The organism is Erythrobacter sp. R86502 (assembly GCF_042466465.1).
Classification (GTDB): Bacteria; Pseudomonadota; Alphaproteobacteria; order Sphingomonadales; family Sphingomonadaceae; genus Erythrobacter.
In genome coordinates, this window is sequence record NZ_JAXHCJ010000001.1 from 2524977 (window position 1) to 2548710 (window position 23734).

The following is a 23734-nucleotide window of genomic DNA, read 5'->3' on the forward strand; positions in this document are numbered from 1 at the left end:
GCATCGGTTTGTCGATGATGGAACAGCATTTTGTTTTTGCTTTCCATGGTCGTTCGAAGCTAGCCGTGCGCTTATGATCACGGTCGCGCATGATGGGAGCGTTATGCAGTTCTGCAGGCCATGCACTGCATTGCTTTCGGTGAGGCGGGCATGATCGAGGTATGGCGCGAAATCGCGGTTGCCGCGCCATTGGCATGTCTGGTTGCAGTCCTGGCCGATGCCTTCGCGCTCCCGCGCGGGCGAATGTCGCTCCCGCTGCGCAGCCCTGGCGGGACCGTGGTGCTCGTGCTGGCCGCGATGCTGGTTTATGCGCTCGCGCTCATTCTGACCGGCGCGCCTGTGGTGTCGGGAGTGGTGGTGGCGGCGCTCTTTGGGGCGTTCGCGCTGATTTCAAACATAAAGCGCCGGGTTTTGGGCGAGCCGCTCGTCTTTACTGATTTCGCGCTGATCGGAGCGGTTTTCCAGCAACCGCAATTCTACCTCACTGCGTTACGTCCGGTGCAGGTGGTGGTCCTGGCAGGGGGGGTGGCTGGCCTCTTCATCATTCTGGCGGCGCTATCGAATCTTGATCTGGCGGCGAGGCTGGCGGGTCTTGGGCTGGGGCTCATTGCGGGCGGGGGGATCGCTGCCGCTCTGCGCCACATTGATTTTTCAGCGTCCAACGATGTGCCCGATCCTGATCATGACGTCATGCGGCATGGTTTGGTGCCTTGTCTCCTTGCCCATTGGTATGCATGGCGCCACACCGCAGATCCCGAGCCCTGCCAATTGCCGCCGATTGCCGGTGCATCGCGTCAGCTGGTGGTGATTGTCCAGTGCGAATCCTTTACCGACCCTGCGGTGCTGCTTGGCGATCCGGTGCTATTGCTCCCCGGACTTGAAGCGGCACGGCGCGGCGCCTTCCAACATGGTCGGCTTATGGTGTCCGGCTTTGGGGCCTACACGATGAGAACCGAATTCGGCGTGTTGTTCGGGCGCGGTGAAGACATGCTCGGGACGCGCCGGTTCGACCCCTTTCTGACCGCGCGTGGCGAGGCCAGTCATGCGCTTCCCAACCGGCTTGACCGTTCCGTCTGGACGAGCTGGTTCGTCCACCCGCATGACATGCGTTTTTATGGACGGGACCGGCTCATGCCCGAAGCAGGGTTCGATAGGCTTGTCGGCGAAGACGCGTTTGATCCTCCGGCACCGGGGGAGGGGCGCTATGTCACCGATGCAGCTGTTGCCGACCGAATTATCAACCTTGCCGAACAGGACAGTGCAGGCGCCAGCCTGATCTATGCGGTGACGATCGAAAATCATGGCCCATGGCCGCCGGGCGACGCCGACGCTGCGCACAGCGCTGCCCCTTACCTGAAACTGCTGGGCCGCAGTGATGCCATGCTGGCGCGCCTGATGGATGCTCTTCCGGGCATTGGTCGGCCCACCATTCTATGTTTTTTCGGTGACCATCGGCCCAGCATCCCCGGTGCCAGCGAGCCCGGTACGGAGCGTCATACGCCCTACGTGTTGATCCGCTATTCCGCCGATGGCACCCCCATGCCCGGCAGCGCAGCCGAATGCGACCTAACGCCCGCCGAACTCCATCACGCTATTCTGGATGCCATTTGCCTAGGGCGCGCGGAGTGATAGCAGCAACCGATCCCGAAAGGGGCGGGGCAGCAACCGATCAAACCAGCGAAGCAGCAGGAACCGCCGGGGTACTACCAGTTCGGCCCGTCCCGCCCTGACCGCGGCAATCATTTTTCCGGCAACCTCGTCAGCCGAAATCTCGCCGGGACGCGACGGCGTCGTCCCCGCGAAGAAGCCGGGTGATACCAATGTGACAGTCACCCCATATCGGCTGACTGCAAGCCGCAGCGCGTCGATGTATCGGGAAAGCCCGGCTTTGCTTCCCGAATAGGCTGCGGCGAACGGAAGGGAGTGCGATGCTGCGGCGGTTCCCACCACGCCGATGCGTCCCGCACCACGCGCTGCCATGCGCGCGGCCAGCGCGGCGGCCATTGCGGCGGGCGCCACGAAATTGGTCTGCGCGAGACGCACGACCTGGGCCGGGTTCTCGACGATGCTACCGGGCGCAAGCGTATCGCCTTGTCCGGCAACGAGAAATGCCAGATCAAAGGGGCCTTTATTGTCATCGTTGTGCAATGCAGCCAGGGCCGCGTCGCAATCGGAAAGATCGAGCGAGCGGACCTCGGCATTTGCACCGCGTTCGCGGCAAAAGCCGGCAACCTCATCCAGTCGTGGCCGGTTGCGACCCCACAGCGACAGGCTCACGCCGGGACCCGCCAGCCTGAGCGCGAGCGCGCATCCGAGCGCACCCGATGCGCCAGTGATGAAGATACGTATATGCACTGAGGGTGTTTTTACAGTCATGCTTGCTATACGGATGGAACTCGGCCTGCGGTCAAGGATTGACTATGGAGGGCCAGTTAGCACTACGTGTCAGCGAATCTGGCCTGACCGGTCCGCTCATTATCTCGCAGTTGCGGTCTAACATCCAATTGTCGTAATTTCAGTGTCGTATATCGTATCGGCGTTGACAATTTTGCAGGAGCGAAGAAGAGCGTTGTAATGTCTGAAGGGTCGCTATCCTCTCGCACACGCGTGACCTTGTTTCGAAGTAACCGGCTTGAGCGGCTGACCGTCGTCTCGATACGGGGTTTTGTCGTGCTTTGGGCAATCCTGCTGCCCGCTATTGCCTATGTTGCGATAGATTATGCGCCGACCCCTTGGGCGCCGGCGCTGATCGGCCTGGGCTGGCTGGCATGGTCGCTGACAGAATATATGCTGCATCGTCATGTCTTCCATTTCGAACCGCGCTCGGCACTGCTTCAGCGCGCCGTCTTCATCATTCATGGCAATCACCATACTGATTCGAATGATCCGCTGCGTAACCTGATGCCCCCGATCGTCAGCATTCCGGTGGGCCTGCTAATCTGGATCGCCGCTGTCGCCGTGGCTGGTCCCACAGGGACATGGTTCCTGCTCGGCTTCATGTCTGGTTATGTCCTGTATGATCTTGTCCACTACGCGTGTCATCAGTTCCCGATGAAGGGGCGCTTGGGTCGGCGGCTCAAGACCCATCACATGCGCCACCACCATCTGCGTGCGAAGGGCAATTATGCGATTACCGGTATGGTCTGGGACCGCGTCTTTTCGACCAATATCTCCGCAAACGACAAGCTCTGAACTGCGGGGGCCAGATTTGCCGACGCCCGGAGTAGGCATACGCTGCCTCAGCTCTGATACATGCACGAAAGTTCCGGCGCGGTGCATTTGGCGCCCGGCATAGGCCACAAGGTATGACCGCCGGCACTCGTCAAGCCTGCGCCATGGCGATCGGGCCCCGTTGCAATCCGCATTTCGCGAAGACTATCGTCATCAAAGAGCCTTGCTCGCTCTCCCGGCCCGATGCGTCTTAGCCGGTGATCAAAGGCGGCAGTGCCTTGGTTACGTCGTCGATCGCCTTCACCTGCGCAAGAAACGGTTCAAGCGCATCCAGCGGCAGCGCGCAGGGGCCATCGCACTTGGCGTTATCAGGATCAGGGTGCGCTTCGAGAAACAGGCCCGCAATGCCGAGCGCCATTCCCGAACGGGCCAGGGCGGCGACCTGAGCGCGGCGACCATCGGCACTGTCGCTGCGCCCCCCTGGTTTCTGCAATGCGTGTGTCACGTCGAATACGACCGGCGCCATAGGCTTCATCATGTCCATCCCAAGCATATCAACCACAAGGTTATTGTAGCCGAACGAGCTGCCCCGCTCGCACAGGATAATCTGTTCGTTACCCGCCTCTGCAAACTTGCGCATGATATGCGTCATTTCGTGAGGAGCGAGGAACTGCGGCTTCTTGATGTTGATGACAGCGCCTGTGCGGGCCATTGCCACCACAAGATCTGTCTGCCGTGCCAGGAAGGCTGGCAACTGGATGATATCGGCCACTTCAGCCACGGGGCCTGCCTGAAACGGTTCGTGTACGTCGGTAAGCACGCGGACGCCGAACCGTTCCTTGACGGCAGCAAGTGTCTGCAGTCCTTTTTCCATACCGGGTCCGCGGAACGAGGTGATGGACGAACGGTTGGCTTTGTCGAACGAAGCCTTGAAGACATAGGGGATGCCCAGCTTTGCCGTGACGTCGACATAAGCCTGCGCCACCTCCAACACGATGTCTTCGTCCTCGATCACGTTCATCCCGCCGATCAGGACAAAGGGGCGTTCGTTGGAAAAGACGATGCTGTCGTCGAGGGTGACTTCCATGGTAAAACCTTGTTTGCTTTGGAATGGGGAACGCCCGCGCACCTGCAGGGCGCGGCATAACTTGCGTGCCGCGAAGCGGCCGATCAGGCTGCCTGCGCCTCGGGCGTGGCTAGATAGGCGGCTTCCTCTGCCAGCCATAGATCGGCGTAATCGCAATCGGACCACTCGGCAAACCATGGCCCGCCGTTCGTGAAGTGGATCACGCGCGGTGTCTTGGCGGGCTTGGGGTATTCGCCTTCGAGGAAATTCCAGTCCAGATCGAGCGCGCCGATCTGGGACTGGTCGGCGATCCATTCGAAACGGTGCAGGAACGCCGGCGTGGCTGAATTGACCAGATCCGGGGTCAGCGCCTTCACATCGGGATGGGCATTGTTGAACAGCATGAACGATGACCAGTTCTTGCGCGGATAGCGCGTCTGTTTCTTGCCATCCATCTTGATGTCATGACTGGGATCGTATTCGTGCTGGACCACATAGATCGCCTTGGCAGGGTCGAGATCGGCGAGCACGCCGCGAATGTCGGTGGTGAACAGAAAATCGCAATCGGTAAACAAGGTCCAGCCGCTTTGCTGAGCAGCGAGATACGGCGTCAAAAAACGGGTGAGCGAAAACTCCGTGGTTGCAGTCACATCCTTGGGGCGGGTGTAGAGCCCCAGCTCGCGCAGGGCAGGTTGGCGGATGGGGTGAACCGTCACCTCGGGACCGCTCTGACGAAGCAGGGATCGGCGCGCGACCTGATAGGCGATATCCTCACGTGAATCGTAACCGATAAAGACCTTGAAGGGGGAATTTTCGCTCATACTCAACCTTCTGAAACGCCAGTGAAACCCGTTGCTTGCCTGGCGCCCCCGCGCGCCGGGCCAATATACGCCACCAGCGCTACGCCTAGCAGGATTCCGGTCCTATCCGCAAGCGTCGCCCGATCTGGCAAGGCGCGACGACGTCAGACATATCCGGCAGTTTCATCAAGAATATCATTATGTACGAACCCGACCAACCTACGCAGAATGACGGGGTCGGGTCTTCGAAATGAATCGAATCCAGACGCCGCTTGCACTGCGGTCGATCCGTTCGGCATCGGGCGAAACGATAAACGGTTATGTCCCGTCAGTGCTGCCCAAGGCAACATCGAATTGATCTCGACCCAATGGCCGGACGTTATGTGCCGTAATGGATATTGCTTTGATTCAAGCAATCTGGCGGTCGCGGGATGCGGTTTATCCGAAGTCGATGATTGCGCAGCTTCAGCTGCCACATCCAGCAGACCTGCAATCTGTTCGCGTATCTTTTGTTGTTCTGCGACATCATCCGTCCGGCGAAAGTCAATCACAGCACGAATGAGGGCACCGCGCGCTCGCATAGAGTTTTCCGGCTTAAAGCAGCGCGGATAACCGCATGATTCCAACGACGCGAGGCCCGCGACTGCGTCGACTTTACAAAGCCAGTACCACTACAGACTGCTTTGGACGGCCAACGTCGCTTATCGGCGCGAGGCAAACATAAGGGTTGGGCGCCGCGACCGGAGGGCGTACACTCGCCAGGCAAGGACCAACGATTGCCGCACCTAAGGCATTCAAGAACCTTTCCCCGCATCCCGTTGATGCCGCAGCAATTGCTGCGATAGCCATACCCGTCGGAAATTGGGTTGAGATTGCGCGCGAACGGGGTCATTTCAGGTTATCGGATTGCAGATGACGTCGGATCAGTGGCCGAGTTGCTTGTTGCCTAGGCAATGTTCGTCAATTGAAGAGTTTTTTTCGAGGTGGCAGTGACTTTGGACAATGAAGGCCATTCCAAGACGTGTATCCTGGTGCTCGGCATGCACAGGAGCGGGACATCAGCCCTCACGCGCCTCATATCTCTCTTGGGCGCAGATCTCCCGGCCACGCTTTTGGGTGGGGCCGCTGAGAATCTTGCTAGCAATGCAAAGGGGCATTGGGAGTCGGAGGTTCTTGTCCGTCTCAATGACCGAATTCTCGAGTCTGCTGGCAATTCATGGCACAGTCCGGAATTGATACCGGACGATTGGTACAAGAGTGCAAGCTTCGAAGACTTTCGGACACAAGCTCTCGATTGTCTCAAATCCGAATATAAAAAATCGCGGCTCTTCGTGTTGAAGGATCCCAGAGTTTCCAAGCTGGTTCCGTTCTGGACAACCGTGCTCAACGATTTTGGCGCAAAGACGGTGGTCGCCAACATTGTTCGCAGCCCCGCTGAGATAGGCAAATCTCTGGGGGCCCGCAATGGTTTCGACCCGACAATAAGCGAATTGCTTTGGCTGCGCTACGTGCTCGAAGCAGAACGTCATTCGAGGCAATTTCCCCGGCTCCACGTGACATATGATGGCCTCCTTGCAGATAGCCAGCAAGTGATCGATACTGTTGTGTCAAACGCACAAGTATCTTGGCCGGCCTTGTCGGCTGCCAGGCGAAAGCAGATCTCGAATTTCATATCGGAATCCGAACGCCACCATCACGAAGCGCAGAAGGCAACGTCTGCAGGGGCCGTGGCTGCCTGGTCCGAGGAAGTATACGCGATACATGAAAAGTGGGCTGAGCAGGGCGAAGAACCACACGACCATGACTTGCTCAACAGGATCCACGGGGATCTTGATGCCCTTGTGCAGCAATTTATTGGCCCCATCCTGGTGGCGTTTGAAAAGACCATAGCCGCTCACAAACTTCAGAAACTTCGCGAGCAGCAGGCGGCGAGTATTGATGATTACCGCCAGCGCTTCGAAGATCAGCAATTCGCTATTGCAAACTTGATGAACTCAAAAGCGATAGACCTAGAGTTTGTAGGGGCGGATTTGAGCCAATTTGAATTGGACGCAAACAGGCCGGAAGTGACAGGATTTGATCCGATTGTCGCAAAGCGTGATGATCATCGCCCGCCACGCGGCAAGCGCCGCACCGTCGCAAGCCTCTGCAACCTGGAACCGGCTGACGCATCCTGAGCGATGTTTGGGAATCCAGAAAATGCTTTTCTGTTAGAGTCATGCCGGCTGTTTGGTTTGATCTGCGCTGAATGTGGACGATCGCGAACCAACCTAGCTGTGACGAAGGGCCCGAGCTTTCGAATAGTCCGCGTACGCCGTGCGGAATGCCGTCTGTTCGGCCACGCCGTGAAAACCCAGTCCGAACATGGCGGCGGTTATGGTTTGATCGTCCAACCCGCGCCCGCCGTTCAGTTCGGGAAGAAGGGTGGCCAAGTGGGCGGCAATTCCGCTATCGAAATTGGCAAGAACGGCCTCGATGCTGTCATCGCCGGTCCATGGAAACGGCCCCTGAGGCAGGGGCATGTCCGTTTTTGAAAAGTCGGGGAACACAAGGCTTGGGAAAGCTTCCATCAGCGCGCGCGCGACATCGGCATTGCGGGCACGAATGACATCGCGGGCAAGGTCTGAAATCACGACCGGGCTACCCACCGATCTGATATCGTTAAGCGCTGCAAAAAACTTCGCCAGTGCCGTGCTGCCCGGAAGGAGCGTCCCCGACTGTTCGGGATACACAGCCAATCGGAACTGCTGCATAATCCGCGTCTGTTCGGCAGTCAGTGACGTGTTGTAAGCCCCGGAAGGCAAACAGATCGGAGTGCCGGTGACGTGAGTCAGATAGTTCGCGAAATCTGTAACCACATCCCCGCCGTCCAGCGATTGCCGTTCGAACAACCGCACCTCGAACCGTTCCTGTCCGATGAAGGCCAGCCAATCCTTCAGCTTTCGGTCGATGCGGCGATGGTAGGTTTCGGGAGCCGGGAAAAGGTGACTGCCCTTGATAATCTGCTGGATGCTGGACGCATACATTGCCACCGGGCTGCGGACATAGGCAATTGCTTCGAAAGCTTCGACTGGCCCTGCGATGGTTTCTGAAAGTTCGGCTACGATGTCGGGCGACAGATTGACGAAGTTTTCCGCTGACAAGACGACCCATTCGAAGTTTCGCGCTTCCTTCTGAAGCAAGCCGAGCGTTTTGGCGGCCCGCACCTCGCGCGCTGCACTGCCCCCCCTGCTACGCTGGCCAATCAGGAGCGTGAGTGCCGTATGGCCCGAATTGGGGAAATGCGTATCGTAATAAATGCCATTGGCTGCCAAGCGCCCGCGCGACAGGTAAAGCGCGTTTTGTATGGCAGTACTGCCGCACTTTGCATCGCCAATGTGAAGTATGAACTTTGCCACTTGATCCAATGCCTGATGGTTCGATCCGGAAGCCGGACAATCGGTACGAGAGAGTTAGCGACGCGGGCTGTCCTTCCGATCACCAGGGTCGGGCAAGTGCCATTGTCTCAAATGTTGTCGATCGCCTCTTCGTCGCACAGCGCCTGCATCAGCGCTTCGGCCTGTTCTATCCGGCCGGGCACCTTATTCGGCGTTTCCCGGGACGCAGGCTTCGACGTGCCAGTCTGCATCCCTGCGTAGTGTTTGAGGAATAGCGACATGACGTGGTGCACGCCCTCAGGGCGGATTTCGCGGGCATCATCTTCGAAATAGGCGCCGCGCGTTATCGGGCTGGTAATGATCTCGTAGGACGGGAAATAGTCGCACATGTCATTGGCGTTGCAGATTCTTTCTGCCGCCACCCGCAGGACTGCCTTCGAATAGGCCGTCGATACCGCCACGTGACGATCAAGCGCGGTTGCGTTCAGCGGAACGGGCGACACGGTGAGGATGAACTTCACCGAAGGGTTGCGCGAACGGATGAAGTCGAGGCTCCACTGAAGGTCGGCAGCCACATCTTCGATGTCGAAGTTGCAAAAGGCGTGGATGTTCTCGTCATAGACCCCGCCGGCTACCCCGGGCGCCAGCGGATAGACCGCACCGTCGCGACTATCGAGCCAACTTTCGGTAAGGCCTAGCGTGAAGACGAACACGTTCATGTCCTCGATCGCGTGGCGAACGGCCGCAAGATGAAGTTCACGATCAAGTTCGACTTCGAGCGGGCTGACATAACCGCCTGGTAGGACTTGCGGCCGGAATGGATCAACCCAGCGCGCGTCCTGGCGCTGCCATGCTCCATCGACTGGCTTGAATGACCCGTAGGCGCGCTCAAGCAACTGTCGCAGCTGCCGTGTCGTGTAGATATTGCCATACCGCGCTGAAAAAAGCCCGTAGTTCAGCTTGTTGGCAACAGACTCGGTAAGCAGGGGGTGGGGCCGCTCGGTGACAAGGAAATTGAAACCGGTCTTTGCGAGGTACCGGGCAACGTGTTGCGCGAAGCAGCTCCCTGCAGTCACCACCTTGACTTTCGGATCGATGAGAAAACTTGGCTGGCCTACAGGGTCGAACAGAGACGGTTCTGCAACGCCGGGTTCCTTGCGCCAGAACTGATAATCCGGTCGGCCGACATAGGGGTGATGCTTAGTCATCTGTCTTCTTTTCCGCGGCGTTCTCTTTGACCCCCAGTTTGTCTCTTAGATGCTGAACCAGGATCCGACCATAATGTCGGTTACCATGTGTGGGATCACGGCCCCACAGCTTGCGCAGGATATAGCCATTAGCGTCGCACGCCTTTTTCGGCGCACTGATTAAGGGAATATCGTGGCTTCCGTAATGGGACTGCATAACTGCACATTGTACGGCATATAGCTTCCGGCGGATCGGCGCTGGCGCAATGCCGGCCTCAAGCAACGAGGCGAAGGCTTTGGGCAGCGCGGCTGCATCGTCAATCGCAAGGAATGGCGGTGGCGGCGCAAGTGCGAAAACCGGGCAATCGAAAAGTTCGCGGACACGCAATGCTCTGCGCAACCCACTTTTTATCCGTAAAGCGAGGATTTCCTCGATCGCGCTGGCTGGAATCAGCGTGCGCTCCGTGTCAAAGTCGTCAAACGGGGGCCAAAGGAAGTCGTATTTGGGCTCCCCTTCGATCATGCCGATGATGTTGTGTTCAGTGCCGCCAAAGGCAAGTACAAGTTTTTCGGGCCTGTAAAAACTGAATAGTTCATAGTTAATCTTTGACTTGTCACTGCCGGTCCTCACGTCAATGCTGACGAAAGGTATATCCTCTTCAATCTCAATCGCCCGTGAAATTGCTGTTGAGTGGCTTTCTCCGAGGATCAAGATTGGCACTTCGGTGAGCGCGGCATCCGCCATAGTCGTTCATTGGCTCCATATTCGTAGGCTTTACGCTATTGCGACTGCGCTAACCTGTCGTCAATAGTCATTGACACGCTGGTTCCCAATAGGTCATGGGCGTAGGGCAACGAGACGTAAACTACTGGATACTGCGGCGAAATGTTTTCCGGTCTGGCTGAAGAGAGTGGTCTCGTTCAAAATGCCCGCCGTTGTGTGTTGTTGGCGGGCGTGTACGGGGACGGTGTGCAGGCCCTTGCACGGATTTTGGTCCATCTCGGCGTTTATCAGGATGGCGATGCCAGTCGCTTTCAGGAGCAGTTGCACGATCTGAACAAGGCCGTCCTTGAATCAGCCGGATTTGACGAAGGCTCTATCGAGCCATTTCATGAAGGTTGGTACTCTTCGCTGCGGCATGCGGAGTTTCACGAACGCGCCGTCGAACTCGTGCGTTCGACATATTCCTCGTCGTCGCTGTTTGTTCTCCACGATAATGCGATTGGGCGACTGGTCCCCTTCTGGCGGAACGTGCTGCTGACATGCGGGATCGAGCCGGTCGTCCTGGATTTCTATGAAGATCCGGCCAGTTATGCCTCTGGTCTTCTGCAGTCTGCAGGTTTCGGCGGCCCGGCTGCGTACGCCGTCTGGCTTGCCCGGGTCATTGAGTGCGAGCAGGCAAGCCGCGGCTTGGTCCGCGCCCATCTATCCCAGGAAGTGTTGTCGGAAGATTGGGAGGCGGCGGTAGCGCGGGTGTCGGAGGCAACAGGCGTCACTTGGCCGGCCTGGTCCGCGCGGGTCCGAAAATCGATTCATGTCGAGCTGGGACGTGGCGGTCGAGGCGAGGCAGAAGTGCCGGCACAGGTAATTCTGCAAGCGGACCAACTCGGTCTGTGGGTGCACGCGGCCCAGGACATCATATCGAGATGGGCGCGTGAGGGTGAAGATGACCGCGGCCGCATCCAGATGGATGAAGTTAGACAATCGTTCGATCAGGCGCGGGAATTTGTCGCTATCGCTCTTGCGGCTGTTGCCGATATGGGCGACGAATTGCGTTCGCAGAGGCAGGCGGCTGAAGCGCTCTTATCGCAACTCTTGGATCTGCAACGCAAATGGGAAGCGATGGAGGAGGGCACGCGCCTGCAGGCGAGCGAAATAGATGCCCTGCGGCAAACGCTTGCGGCGCTCGAGAACGAGCGAGATCGGTTGTCCCCGCTGCCAGAAAAAGACCGTGGGGAGTTGGCAAAGATTGAGGCGAAGTGGGCAGAGGCTTTTCGTTTCAGCCGCGATACCGCCGAAATCCTGACTGAGCAAAATGGAGTCTTCCAAGCAGCGATTGAGCGCTTGACGGTAGAAGTCAGCGAGCTTGAGACGCGGCTCGGCGTGGCTCTGTCCGAGGTGGATCGGCTGCGTGTCGTAGAAATTGCGCAGAAAGGTGAAACCGCATCCGCGCGTGCCGAGGTTGCGGATATTCGCAAATCGCTTGATCCCGTTCAAAAATCATTGGCCGAAGCGCGAGAGCGCGAGTCAAGCCTGCGTGCGGAAGCTGTTAGTCGCGAAGCGACTATAGAGAATTTGCAGAACGAACTGATGGCTCGTGCCGGAAGCACAGGCGGTGGGACCCAATTCTCACTGGAAGCCTTGAAAGCCGGTTTGTCGCCAAAGTATCTTTTTTCGTATTTCAAGCCAAAGGCGCGAAAGAAGATGTTGCGGCACAGGCAACTGCGCGGATTGGTTTCGGCAAGTGGGATGTTCGACCCCCAGTTCTACGCCTCCCGCTATCCGGATGTGGTGGCGGCGGGCGAGGATTTGCTGGACCACTTCATTTCGTTCGGGGGCGCCGAGGGCAGGCATCCCAGTCCGTCTTTCAACAGCAAATGGTATCTTAGCGAATACCCTGATATTCGCAGTGCTGGGTTAAATCCGCTGGTCCATTACCTGGAGCATGGGCGAGACGAGGGCCGTCGTCGCCGTTCTCTGTTTGGCGGTCCAGCAGAGCCGACGGCAAATTCACAAGCCTTTGCTGCTCCTGCATCCGCTTCACAGGCGCTCGACAAGCAATATTCTCCGCCTCCCGAGCTCAGAGCCGAAGTGAGCGAGTTGGAAGGAGCTTGGCGTCCCAAGACGAGTGGCTGGAGAGCGATGCTCTCGCCCAACTCTGCAACTCGTCCGGCAATCGTCCCGCTGAAGGAGCTTGAAGGGCAACCAAACGCTCGCGCTATCGCAGTCGGCATTGATGTCGTCGCGTGCCTCGCAAGCGATACGCCCGAGCATGCTTTGGACCGTATCGCCTTGTTCGCAGCCATGCGTATGGAAAACGCCGCCGCTGTAACGGTCGCAAGTGTGCAAGCCGCCGTTTCCGCGTCGCACGTCCTGCTGACCAGTTCCGGGTGTGGCCTCGGTTCGATCGCCGATGCCTGGTATGATAGCCAATCTTCTCTGACCCTGCGGCTTTCGCGGGGCTTTATCGGTCTGGCACGTGTGTTTCAGGTTGATGGGAATGACCGATTGCAATGTGTTGCCGAAGCGGCATTGGGTGGCGGTGAAGCCGATCTCGTCGAAGTAAAGCTGATTGATCCGCTGGGGCCGTTGCTCATGGTGCTGTCCAAGAGCGATGGATCACTCGTTGATAGTGCGGTGGTGCCATTTCCATCGCTGCTGCGTGGAGGCGTGCACTACGGCGAACTGGCGGTCCTAGAGGCCGCGCCGGGTAGCATGGCGACACTTGCCGAATATAGTCATGCACTGGCGCTGGAGTGGCTGGGCTGGGCGGAAGGGCCGGATGGCTTCGCCATTGAGCGCATTGAAATCGACATGCGCGGAGCGAGTGGTACTGAACCGATATACCGCCCCGCCTTACTCACTTCAATCGCCCGGCACTTCGGGGTGGCGGTTCGCGCACGGGACGGATCGTACCCGCCGCAGCGCGCGCAGCTTGTGTCTATGATTGAGAGTATAGAACCGGCGAGCAGGCCAGGCGCTCGTGCTGCCGCTGGTGCCAAACTGGTCGTTCCAAGCGACTGCATACCGTCGATCTACGCACTGGTCTCAAGGCATTTTCCGCACGATTTAGCTATGACCCGCTTTGCAGTGGTCGACGCAGCTACGGGTCGGCCTCATGCCGATGTGTCGCTGCCGTTCGATGAAAATTTGGCGAGGCTTCAACATGGCGAAATGCCGGCCCATGCCCCATTCCTTCTTTCGTCGGGGGAAGGGGCGACCGGCATTGGCGGCTCGACTTTCCCCCTTGCAGTGCGCCATTACAACAGGCTTGCGTGGGCGGTTGACCCGCTGATCCCGGTTTCGCCTGATCAGGACATGCCGACGGGGCCCATCTCGGGCATCGGCAAGACGGTCACTGTCATCATCGATTTCCCTCGCGATGAGGAAGCCTTGGTCAATTGCCTGTCCGCGCTCGAAAACCAGATCGGAGCGGAGCGCCTTGACGTGATCGTCACAGGCTGGCCTGACAACGAGCCGCTTCCACCTTGCGCGCTGCCAGTTCGATCAATCAACGGCATAGATCTGACAGTGGCGGGGCGGCTCAATGCCGCGGCGAAAATTTCCGAGGCAGCCTGGCTGATATTCCTCGACCCCGGTGTTCTGGTATCGGATCCTCGCACGATTGCTGTGCTGTCGCATCTGGCCGATCGTCCTGGAACGGCTTCGGCAGCTTGCGCGCTGGTGACCGAATTTCATGATGACGACGAGGCCAGCGTCCACAGCGCCGGCTATTTCCCGACGCGGGTCTCGCTCCTTGGTGAACCAGTTTTCGATTTCGACCAGGTGGACATTGCCCGTGCGATGCCGGCCGCGACATTCCCGGTCGTGGCCAACCATGCGAAATGCGTCCTGTACGATGCCGCCATCTTCCGCGCTCTTGGCGGTTTCGATGCACAGCGGTTCCCGATGGCGATGCACGACCTTGATTTGGGTGTCCGCGCTCTGGCTGCGGGCCACACGAACCTTTGCACCACGCTAGTCCGAGCCGCAGTTGATGAGGCGGCCCCAAGTGCCGACTTCCCCAATCCGCTAGCCCACCGGTCGGTGCGCCCGGCCGATTGGCAATCCCTGCTTGACCGGGTTACAGTCGTGATGGAATTAAGGCGTTGAAAATCAAGGCCCTCGTCCAGTCGGACCAGTGGTTGACCCGTGCTGGCGTTCGCATCCGATACCGCAGAATTGCTCCGCATCTCGAAACGATGGGTGCCAGCATTCGCGTCGATGTGATCGACAATCTGGAGGGGCGTTGGCTGATCGACGAAGACATCGTTATTCTCAGCAAATGCACCGATGCCCGCGCGTTGCTTGTGGCGGACTACCTTCGCGACCGGGGCGTGCGAGTGGGCGTTGACATGTTCGACGACTATTTCAGCCCCGGTGTGAGCCCTTGTCATGTGCATCGGGAGTTTCTGCGGGACATCGCACCCCGGATCGATTTTTTCCTATGCTCGACTGAACGAATGCAGGACGTCGTGGGGGAATTTGCGCCCGATAAGCCCTGCCATGTCCTCAATGATCCGCTCGATACGCTAGATCAGGACATGCTCGCCCGTCGGTTGGACGAAAAGGCTGCGAAGGCGCTGTCTGATAGACGATTAGACGTCCTTTGGTTTGGGAACGGCGACAACCCGGTATTCCCTGTCGGTCTAACCGATCTTGCCGCCTTTGCGGGCGCGCTCCAGCCGCTTGCCCGGCACGGTTTTGATGTCAGGCTGAAGGTGCTTACCAATCTGCGCGCCCTGCATTCGGAAAACTTGGCACGGCTCCGTGCAATTGGTTTCCCACTTGTCATCGAGGAGTGGAGCCAGGACGGCGAAAAGCAGGCGATGGATGAAGCGCTTGTTTCATTCATTCCGGTAAACCATCAGAATTTTTCAATCGCGAAATCACTCAATCGCGGTATCTCTGCATTGACCGGCGGAACGCAAATCCTCTCGGCTGGCTTTGATCTGTATGAATCGATCGGGCCTCTCGTGTACCGCGATGCGGCTGAACTCTTTGAAGATCTGCAGGAAGGGCGATTGCGACTGCGCCCGCAAACGCTGCCGATGCTGACGGAATGCATGGACAACCTTGCTGATCCTGCGAAAGAGGCAGGGCGGCTGCTGGAATTCGTCCGACATTTTCCCGCAATGCCTTCGGCTCCCAGACACTCTGGTGGCACAGGACCGGCCGCAGCTGTGCTTCACGGAAATCGGACCACCCACGCCGTCATTGCCTACGCCAAAGAACGTGGATTTGCCTCGATCGGCACCCCCTTTTGCAATTCGGCACGTAGGTTTGACATCTATTTCGAATTTCGTGACAAAACAGGCCAGCTTGAAATCCGGGTGTCCAATTCGGGTGCGGGCATGATCGCAGCCTCCATGCAGCCTTTCATCCGGTCGGATACTGGCGCAGATCAGATATATCCGTTCGTGATTGAATTGCCCGATGACGATGAAGGTCGGGTCTTGCGCTCATTGCGGCCGCATATGATCAAGACCCGGGCAGGGCAGATGGTGCACTATGTCCGCGTCATGCAAGCGATTGACACAATTTCACGTCGTCTAATTCCTCAGACAAAGATCTATCGGTCCGAGTTGACGTCCCCTTTGATGGGAATGGGACATCTGCGTCGTGAAGGAAAGCATGACGGTGGAGCGCACCGGCAGTGATTGGCCCGCAGTCCGACAAGCGCCCGCTCATCGCGTTTTTGTTCGATCTGATACAGGACGTCAGTGTCCTGCGTCCGATCATCCGAACCATCGCGCACGAATGCGATGCTGAATTGCTGTTTCTTGTTTCCCGACAGTTCGAGGGGCGGGACAAGCAATGGTCATGGCGTGCCGAACTCGATGAGTTGGCGAACGATTCGTTGGCAACGATGTCGCGTTTCGACACTCCGTTTGCGGCTATTGAGGTCTTGCAGGAACGCCGCGGGATTATCTTTTCTGCGAGTGAGTCCAATCTGGCAGCCCATGCGGTTAATCACCAGGTTTTCTTGTCGGCACCGCCCAGCTTCGTCCGCGTAACGGTCCAGCACGGCTACGAATGCGTCGGTTTCAATCAAAACCGTGAGCAGACCCTCGCTCACGGCAGTTCCGTCAGGTTTGCCGCTGATATTCTTTGCGGATGGGTTGCGAGACACCAGCTGCGCCATCTTTGCGCATCCGAGAAAGACAAGTATGTCGAACTCGGCCCACCGATGTTGCTTAATCGCCTGCTTGATCGACAGCCTGAAGGCACGCAGCGCGACACAGGGCTGGTATGCGAAAACCTGCATTCGGTTCGCATGCGATCGACCCGCAATTTCCAGCAGGCATATCTTCAGACGCTTCTGACTTTTGCTGGTGATCAGGCGCGCCGCGGCCGCAAGGTGGCGGTAAGGCCGCATCCAGGTGGTCAGTTTATCGTCAAGAACCTGATCAAGCTGCCGCAGAACGTGGTTCTGGCCAACAAACCGATGTTCAAGACGGATATGAACCGCTTCCTATTCGGGATTTCGGCTCCATCGTCGGTACTGATCGATATGGTTCTTGCTGGCGTGCCCACCGCAGTGTGGCGCGACGGAGATTCCGTTCTTGATACAACCGCCTATTCAGATCTTGCCCACGTCGGTACCGTTGAAGAGTGGGATAAATTTGCTCAGGAAGCGAGCGCAGACCCTGAGCCACTTCTTGCCCGGCAAAGGCGCTTTTTGCGCAAAAGTGGACTTGATGTTGAGCCAGAGGTTGTTCGTAAGCGCCTCCTGCGGATGGTTTCCGGCATGCTTTCGCGGGGGAGCGTTCCGAATGCCAGGCCGGCTCGGAAACTCGATGACGGCGCGAGGCGTGTGCTACTCGTGGCGAACGGGATCATTCCGACCCTTCACATCAGTTTTCTCAAGCCACTTTCAAAGCTGGAGCAGACGGGTGCTATCCGACTGTTTTTGATTACCGAAAAAGACATTATTCAAGCGCGCGCCGCAACCCCGGATTCGACGGATGCCTCGGAAGCCTTTGTGCGTCGGCGCATCGATGCGATACGTCCCGACATCGCGGTCTTTTGCCGCTACAGCGGCCCCGAAGTGCATACAATGGTTGGCAAGCTGCGAGATGCGGGTGTCCCGGTCATCTTTCACATCGACGACGATCTGCTGAATGTCCCACGGGAGCTTGGTGAAGGTAAGTTCCGGGCACATAACCGGCCAGAGCGGACCTCAACCGTCCGCTACCTCATTGATAAGGCTGATATCGTTTACTGCTCGACGAGGCGTTTGCAGGATCGCTTTCGCGAATTGGGAATCACGCGTGATCTTTTCGCGGGCGAAATCTATTGCCCAGGGGAAATTGTCGCCGCGGCGGAACGCCGAGAGACGCGTGTTATGGGCTTTATGGGCAATGACAAGACGCCCGAACTGACGCTGCTTGCTCCCGTGATTGCTGACGCGCTTGAGCGCTATCCTCACCTGCGCTTCGAGTTGTTCGGCTCGATGGCGCTTCCACCTGAACTAAAAGGCTTCGCGGGCCGCGTACAGGCCACGCCGGCCATCGGTGACTATGATGCGTTTGTGGCCAGCTTCCGGGAATTGCGGTGGGATATCGGTCTTTGCCCTCTGCTCGAGACACCCTTTAACGTGGTCAAGGCAGATACGAAATGGGTCGACTACACGTCGATTGGGGCTGCCGTTATCGCAAGCCGCGGCACAGCTTACGATGCCGCCTGTGCAGATGGGTGCGGAATCCTGGTGGATACGGTTGAGGATTGGGCACGTGCCATTGATGCGCTCGTATCCGATCAGGATCAGCGTTTCGATCAAGTTGTCGCTGCCCAGAAAAAACTGCGGCAGCAATACAGCCTGGATCGCTTGACCGAGCAGGTGTTGGGTGTCTTCGAAGCGGCAAGCAACGCCTCAGGGTCCGCAGCAGGATGACGTGGTCAGGGAGTACGAACCGATGATGCCCAGTGTCGGCGGCGTTATCGCGCGAATTGATCGGAGAGGATCACGTTACGTCACGGCCGGTGCAGTGCGTGGCTGGATGCCAGTGCCTACCGACGAGCGCGAAAGCGATACCCTGCATCTGACAATTGATGGATATCGAGTTGCCTCGTGTGTTGTCGACTACACAGGGCAGATGCTGCTGGCCGGCAATGCATACGTAGACCGTTATCCGTTCGCACTGACATTGCCCGAGGAACATTGGGGACGTCAGGTCCATTTTGGCTTGGCTACCGGCCTCGGTGTGCCGGTAGTCGGCAACGGAACCGATCTTGAAATCGATGCGTCAGGTGACGGAACTCTCCTGAGGCTAAACGAAGAACTACGTGCCCTGGCTGACCGCGGTATCGACTTTGCGCGGCGTAACATGCCTGGCCTGGCGCACTTTGCATTCCAGCAGGTCTACTGTGCCGAGAACTTTTCCGACCACAATCTTCTGCTCCTTGCGGCCCGCTCAGCCGCCGACGTTCATGACATATCAGCGGCCACAATCCTTGCTGATCGCGCGATCGGCACTTTGCCGCAAACTTACAATGATGTGACGCTGGCCGGAAAGGTCTTGCTCAAACTTGGCCGCCATTCCGAAGCGAAGACGTTCCTGGCAGAAGCGATCCGGATGGATCCATCGAAGTTTGATGCCCGCAATGCGTGGATCAAGTCGATAATTGGAGAAGAGGACTGGCATCGTGCGCTGATCGAATGCCACCGGTTACGGGCGAAGGTGGAAACAGACGGCCCTTCCCACGCCGAACTATCCGGAACAATCGCTTGGTTGAACCTCAATCTGTCCAAGCCCGAAACGGCCTTGGCAGAGGCTGAAATTGCGCTAGGCAAAATTCCGTCCAACCTTCGCCTATTGCAGATGAAGGCCGATGCCCTGGTCCGGCTATCGCGTTATGACGAGGCAATTTCGGTCTATCGAACCGCTCTTGCGATCGATTCAAAAGCACCGTTGCTGCGCAAACGGATTGCTGCGGCGCTGATGCTGTCGGGCGAATTCGCCGAAGCTGCTGACCGAGATCAGGGCCGCATGCACACCCCCACCTTTGCCCGGCTTAACAACGTGCCGGAAGGGCCGCCGCTCTGGCGTGGAGAACTACAGCTGAGCGGCAAGCTTCTGATTTGGGCGGAAGTCAATTTTGGCGTTGGTCAGAACTTGTTGCACGGATCAATCCTGCCAGACGTACTAGCCCTTGGATTTGATGTGGTGCTTGAAGTAGAGGCCCGGCTTGTGCCGGTCTTTGCTGCAGCATTTCCGCAAATTGAGGTGGTGGAGCAGGTTCAGCCTGGTCAAGAAAGAGGCGACTGGCTGGAGCAGGTGGCATGCCACATTCCTATCGGCAGTCTGGTGCGCTATTTCCGACGTGCTCGGACCGACTATACCTCGTCAAAACCGTTTTTGCGTAACGATCCTGCCCGTACTGCAGCGCTGCGTGCTGAACTGGAAGCGGACAGTGTCGGCAAGCGTATGCTGGTTGGCTTTTCTTGGACCTCGAACAATCCGTACGTCGGGGATGAAAAGTCCGTTCCACTCGAACAACTGCTCACTGCTATCGACCTGCCCGGGGTTGCACTGGTGAACCTGCAATATGGCGATCAAGCAGAAGCGATCGCCGAGGCAGGTGAGGCCACAGGCGCGCAGCTTCTCGAAGCCAAGGGCATCGACAGGACCAACGATCTTTTGGGCATGTGCGATCTGGTCGCCGCGATGGACGTCGTGATTTGCATTGGACACACGACCGCCCACATTGCCGGCGGCCTGGGTGTTCCCAACCTGGTTCTCGTTCCATCGTCGCCCTTTGCGCACTGGCTGGGGCATGGTGAAACCTGCGTGTGGTATCCAGGATCGCGTGTTCTGCGGCAGGAGCCGCAAGAACGCGGCGACTGGACCCGGGTTTTGTCCAAGGCGAGCGAGTATCTTGGCTGTATGTTACTGGACATTGGCCTTCCGGAGATTGTCCAAGATCCCTTGGTGGATGCTTGGAAGTCTGGCGGAACTGAGCCGGGCGCGAACTTTTGCCGAAACGCACTGACCTTGGCGATGGCCGACTACGAATACAGGCAAATTGATGAGGTCATCGCCGAAATTCTCACCCGCTACCCGCGAAATGCCGAACTTCTCACTTTGGTTGGCGATTGCCAATTTCGCGTAGGTCGCTTCGAAGAAGCGCTATCAGCTTACAGGTCGGCTATTGATGCTGGGGGTGAACACGCTGATCTGACCGTCCGCATGGTTCAGGTTATGCTGGAATGCTACGAGATCGACCTGGCCGCATCGCTGATGCGCCAGATTTTTGCCGAAAATCCGAAGTTGGCCGATAATCGTCCCGATCTCGTTGTGATGGAAGCGCAAATACTGTCATTCCAAAACAAGACGGTGCAAGTTATCGAATTACTGAAGCCTTTGCTGGATCGCGATCCAGCAAACCAAGAGGCCGCGCAGACACTCGCCAACGCCTATTCTGTTCGCGGTGAATACGACAAAGCCCGCAAGGTTCTTGCGCAATGCCTGGAACACGAAGCTACTCCCGAAGTCATGTCGGCGTTGGGTGTCGCCATCGGTCGCGCGGGTGTCACTGAATGGGGCGCCAAGGCCATTACCCAGGCGCAGAAACACGGTCCAGATCCGCTTGGCACGTTCTGGCTCGCCCAGTTTGACAAGGACAAGGTCCGGCGCAGATCAAACCTATACAAGGTGAGCGAAGTGACCATGCCCAAAGATGCAGAGGAGCGGGTAACCGTGTTCGTCTGCATGGATACCAGTTATTGCCTGCGCTATCTGGGCTCGATTGCCGTCTCGATGGCTAGAAACTCGCCCGAGGCCAATCTTCACGTGCACATCGTTAATCCGCACGATGGCGCGCGCAAATGCCTGAAGGCGGTAGAGAAGCTTCTAGGGCCCGAACGGGTTAGCCACGGCTTCGAAACGGCCCGTCTGGTCGATTTCGATACCGAACAGCGCAAGACGTACTTTGCCTCGATCCGTTTTGTGCGGCTCGCCGAGCTGATGAGGGCGGCGCCGGGCACATACTTCGTCATGGACGTCGACAATATTGTGCGCGGCGACTTGAGCGTCAGCCGCCCGCTTACCCGCAGTGCCGATGTTCTCATCCGCAATCGTTTTTCCCTCCAGCCGCATCTTGCCGTGGCGGCCTGTGGTATCGTTTTGGCCAATAGCGATGCGACGCGTGATTTTATGGATCGCACAGCCGCCTACATCCTCGATGCGCTGCATACTGGTCATGTGGCTTGGTTTCTCGATCAGATAGCGCTGACGTTCGCATTGAAGGAACCGGCATCGGACCCGGGTTTGACCTTAAAAGTCGCACAATTGCCGACGACATTACTCGATTGGGATTTCGCCTCGGAGTCTCTGGTATGGACCGGCAAGGGAAAACGGCGCATCAGAAACAAGCGATACCGGGCAGAATACGACAAGTATTTCGAGACATTCAAGCAAGCAAAGCTGACGAAGGTCTGATAGGGGCCGGGCATGGCGACGCGAAAATACGAAGCGATCACGGTTCTTGGCAATTGCCAAGGCGATCAGCTCGCTGCTTGTATCAAGCGGATGCTCCCCAATGTGACGGTCGAATTTTTTCGTTATTTCGAAGATGCAGATCTGTTGGCCAAAACGAGCGGGCCTGAAGCGCGGCTGCTTTTGGTGCAGAACCCGGTGATGTCCTTCGCGCCCGCGATCGAAACGCTGCGGCAGAAGCATGACACGCTCGATTTCCCCGCCATTGTTCACGCAGGCTTTCACCCCGACCTGATCCGGCCCAAAACCGGCAAGGCTTTGGTGAAGGGCCCGATGGGGTCCAATCATTCAGCCCTGATCCTGCACGGTTTTCTGTCCGGCTACGACGAAGCGCAAACCGCGGCACTGTTCCGTCACGATGTTTTCGAGCAGCTTGGCTATTTTCGCGCGCGCGCCGAATCCGATGCTCACATGCGCGAGCAATTCATGAAGTTTGGCCTGTGGGACGAGCGTGAATTGGCACCCTTGCTGGCCGGGGGATGCTTCATGCACGTCACGTTGCATCCCAAACTGCCTGTGATTGCCATGCTTGCCAGACTGCTGCTGGCGAAGGCCGGTATCGCACCGGAGGTTCGCTACCCTGAAAACCTCATGGCGGACGAGATGGCGAGCAATATCGTCTGGCCTGTGTATCCCGAGATTGCCGAACATTTCGGCATCGCTGGCGGCGAATATGTGTTCCAGTTCAAGCCCAGGCCTCAGAGCACCTTCGGTCTCAGTGAGTTCATTGCCAGATCATTTGCCGCCTATCGTCAGATCGCGCTCGACCGAACCTGTCATCCCCGCCTGTCGGGACAGGACCTGCTTGGGCTTGAAGGCAAGCTGGCCGGAACCAAACCATCGCCGAACCCCTATCGATCTTTCCCCGATCACCAATTCTGGCAGCGGGGTGTACTGGCACCCGGCCACGGTGTTCTCGATCCCGTGGTCGAGGCGAAATTCCGTATCGGCCCGGACACGCGGATCGGCACCGCGGGAAGTTGTTTTGCGCAGCATATCGCCCGCCGGTTGGCGGCCTCGGGCCACAATTATCTTGTTACCGAAGCCGGGAATGGCCTTGATGCGGCCGAGCGTAGCCGCCGGAACTATGGCGTCTATTCCGCGCGTTACGGAAACGTCTATACAACGCGTCAACTGCGCCAGCTGTTCGAGCGCGCCCATGGGAGTTTGATGCCGAAGGATCAGGCCTGGCGCCGACCGGACGGGCGCTATGTCGATCCCTTCAGGCCCGAGATCGAACCGGATGGCTTCGCAAGCCCGCAGCTGGTCGAGGAATCCCGGCAAGAACACTTCGCCGCCGTGCGACAACTTTTTGCCGAAGTGGATGTGCTGGTGCTGACCCTCGGCCTTACCGAAGCCTGGCGTTCGACCGCTGATGGGGCAGTCTTTCCGCTGTGCCCCATGGTGGTTTCGTCCGGGGTAGATGCCAGGTCGTATGAGCCGGTCAACTTCACCCACGGCGAAATCCTCGACGATCTTCACGCGTTCCTAACGCAGCTTCGGGCCGTGAATTCGAGCGTGAAAGTGCTGCTGACCGTATCGCCGGTGCCTTTGGTCGCCACCTTCGAAAACCGTCACGTGATTGTTTCAACCACAGCCAGCAAGGCAATCCTGCGCAGCGTTGCGGATGATGTATGTCGTAACGATCCGTCCGTTTTCTACTTTCCCAGTTTCGAAATCGTGGCCAACCCCTATTTCGAGGCTAGCTATTTTGACCCGGCGGATGCGCGCTCGGTCAAGTCCGAAGGGGTCGACCATGTCATGAGCGTGTTTTTGAAACACTATTCGGCGCTGGAATCCAATGTCGGACCGACCGACCGTTCGGGCGAACTGGATGAAGAACAGAAAGTCGTCTGCGAAGAGGAACGCCTCGATTCGTGAGCGCACCCAATCGCCAACACCAAGCAGACC

The 23734-nt window shown here is 57.9% G+C and carries 15 protein-coding genes; 8 read left to right on the forward strand and 7 right to left on the reverse strand.

The features are described from left to right. The first annotated feature begins 120 nt into the window (after positions 1–120). Positions 121–1629, forward strand: coding sequence for an LTA synthase family protein (locus SJY33_RS12185; protein WP_379923035.1), 1509 nt, complete (start codon positions 121–123; stop codon positions 1627–1629). On the opposite strand, the gene SJY33_RS12190 is transcribed toward SJY33_RS12185, so the two are convergent. Then, complete coding sequence (locus SJY33_RS12190) at positions 1612–2355, reverse strand: SDR family NAD(P)-dependent oxidoreductase (protein WP_379923036.1); 744 nt, start codon at positions 2353–2355, stop codon at positions 1612–1614. The genes SJY33_RS12185 and SJY33_RS12190 overlap by 18 nt on opposite strands. A gap of 315 nt (positions 2356–2670) precedes the next feature. Here SJY33_RS12190 and SJY33_RS12195 point away from each other — a divergent pair, with 315 nt between their 5' ends. Beyond that, positions 2671–3192 carry a sterol desaturase family protein gene (locus SJY33_RS12195; protein ID WP_379923037.1) on the forward strand — a complete coding sequence of 174 codons (522 nt, stop codon included), beginning with the start codon at positions 2671–2673 and terminating at the stop codon, positions 3190–3192. Positions 3193–3421: 229 nt separating this feature from the next. Here the strand turns inward: SJY33_RS12195 and kdsA are convergent, their stop codons facing one another. From kdsA to SJY33_RS12210, 3 genes are all read right to left on the reverse strand, one after another. After that, complete coding sequence (gene kdsA / locus SJY33_RS12200) at positions 3422–4258, reverse strand: 3-deoxy-8-phosphooctulonate synthase (protein ID WP_379923038.1); 837 nt, start codon at positions 4256–4258, stop codon at positions 3422–3424. Positions 4259–4341: 83 nt separating this feature from the next. Next, positions 4342–5058 carry a hypothetical protein gene (locus tag SJY33_RS12205; RefSeq protein WP_379923039.1) on the reverse strand — a complete coding sequence of 239 codons (717 nt, stop codon included), beginning with the start codon at positions 5056–5058 and terminating at the stop codon, positions 4342–4344. 143 nt (positions 5059–5201) lie between these two features. Beyond that, positions 5202–5618 (reverse strand): hypothetical protein, encoded by a 417-nt coding sequence (locus SJY33_RS12210; protein WP_379923040.1) that lies wholly within the window; start codon positions 5616–5618, stop codon positions 5202–5204. Between the two features lie 402 nt (positions 5619–6020). Here SJY33_RS12210 and SJY33_RS12215 point away from each other — a divergent pair, with 402 nt between their 5' ends. After that, the gene (locus SJY33_RS12215; RefSeq protein WP_379923041.1) at positions 6021–7214 is read left to right on the forward strand and encodes a sulfotransferase family protein; all 1194 of its coding nucleotides are present in this window, start codon (positions 6021–6023) and stop codon (positions 7212–7214) included. A gap of 93 nt (positions 7215–7307) precedes the next feature. On the opposite strand, the gene SJY33_RS12220 is transcribed toward SJY33_RS12215, so the two are convergent. The 3 genes from SJY33_RS12220 to SJY33_RS12230 form a co-directional block, all read right to left on the reverse strand. Then, positions 7308–8435: a hypothetical protein gene (locus tag SJY33_RS12220; RefSeq protein WP_379923042.1), complete on the reverse strand. Its 1128-nt coding sequence runs from the start codon at positions 8433–8435 to the stop codon at positions 7308–7310. Positions 8436–8542: 107 nt separating this feature from the next. After that, complete coding sequence (locus SJY33_RS12225) at positions 8543–9622, reverse strand: GSCFA domain-containing protein (RefSeq protein ID WP_379923043.1); 1080 nt, start codon at positions 9620–9622, stop codon at positions 8543–8545. Then, entirely contained in the window at positions 9615–10346 is a 732-nt protein-coding gene (locus SJY33_RS12230) for a hypothetical protein (protein WP_379923044.1), read from the reverse strand. Before SJY33_RS12230 ends, SJY33_RS12225 begins: the two co-directional genes overlap by 8 nt. Before the next feature lie 141 nt (positions 10347–10487). Between SJY33_RS12230 and SJY33_RS12235 the strand changes: the two genes are divergently transcribed. Genes SJY33_RS12235 through SJY33_RS12255 form a run of 5 tightly spaced genes read left to right on the forward strand, consistent with a single transcriptional unit; the run spans position 10488 to position 23704 of the window. Further along, positions 10488–14435 carry a hypothetical protein gene (locus tag SJY33_RS12235; RefSeq protein WP_379923045.1) on the forward strand — a complete coding sequence of 1316 codons (3948 nt, stop codon included), beginning with the start codon at positions 10488–10490 and terminating at the stop codon, positions 14433–14435. Continuing rightward, the gene (locus tag SJY33_RS12240; RefSeq protein WP_379923046.1) at positions 14432–15982 is read left to right on the forward strand and encodes a hypothetical protein; all 1551 of its coding nucleotides are present in this window, start codon (positions 14432–14434) and stop codon (positions 15980–15982) included. The genes SJY33_RS12235 and SJY33_RS12240 overlap by 4 nt, the downstream gene beginning before the upstream one ends. Then, positions 15979–18219: a hypothetical protein gene (locus SJY33_RS12245; RefSeq protein ID WP_379923047.1), complete on the forward strand. Its 2241-nt coding sequence runs from the start codon at positions 15979–15981 to the stop codon at positions 18217–18219. The genes SJY33_RS12240 and SJY33_RS12245 overlap by 4 nt, the downstream gene beginning before the upstream one ends. A 22-nt stretch (positions 18220–18241) precedes the next feature. Then, positions 18242–21766 carry a tetratricopeptide repeat protein gene (locus SJY33_RS12250; RefSeq protein ID WP_379923048.1) on the forward strand — a complete coding sequence of 1175 codons (3525 nt, stop codon included), beginning with the start codon at positions 18242–18244 and terminating at the stop codon, positions 21764–21766. A 12-nt stretch (positions 21767–21778) separates the two neighbouring features. Next, positions 21779–23704: a GSCFA domain-containing protein gene (locus tag SJY33_RS12255; RefSeq protein WP_379923049.1), complete on the forward strand. Its 1926-nt coding sequence runs from the start codon at positions 21779–21781 to the stop codon at positions 23702–23704. The last annotated feature ends 30 nt before the right edge of the window (positions 23705–23734 follow it).

Bases quoted from the DNA above. Each gene is read 5' to 3' on its own strand.
- SJY33_RS12185 (WP_379923035.1), top strand. From the start codon at position 121: ATGCACTGCATTGCTTTCGGTGAGGCGGGCATGATCGAGGTATGGCGC.
- kdsA (WP_379923038.1), bottom strand. From the start codon at position 4,258: ATGGAAGTCACCCTCGACGACAGCATCGTCTTTTCCAACGAACGCCCC.
- SJY33_RS12205 (WP_379923039.1), bottom strand. From the start codon at position 5,058: ATGAGCGAAAATTCCCCCTTCAAGGTCTTTATCGGTTACGATTCACGT.
- SJY33_RS12210 (WP_379923040.1), bottom strand. From the start codon at position 5,618: ATGCGAGCGCGCGGTGCCCTCATTCGTGCTGTGATTGACTTTCGCCGG.
- SJY33_RS12225 (WP_379923043.1), bottom strand. From the start codon at position 9,622: ATGACTAAGCATCACCCCTATGTCGGCCGACCGGATTATCAGTTCTGG.
- SJY33_RS12230 (WP_379923044.1), bottom strand. From the start codon at position 10,346: ATGGCGGATGCCGCGCTCACCGAAGTGCCAATCTTGATCCTCGGAGAA.
- SJY33_RS12235 (WP_379923045.1), top strand. From the start codon at position 10,488: ATGTTTTCCGGTCTGGCTGAAGAGAGTGGTCTCGTTCAAAATGCCCGC.
- SJY33_RS12250 (WP_379923048.1), top strand. From the start codon at position 18,242: ATGATGCCCAGTGTCGGCGGCGTTATCGCGCGAATTGATCGGAGAGGA.
- SJY33_RS12255 (WP_379923049.1), top strand. From the start codon at position 21,779: ATGGCGACGCGAAAATACGAAGCGATCACGGTTCTTGGCAATTGCCAA.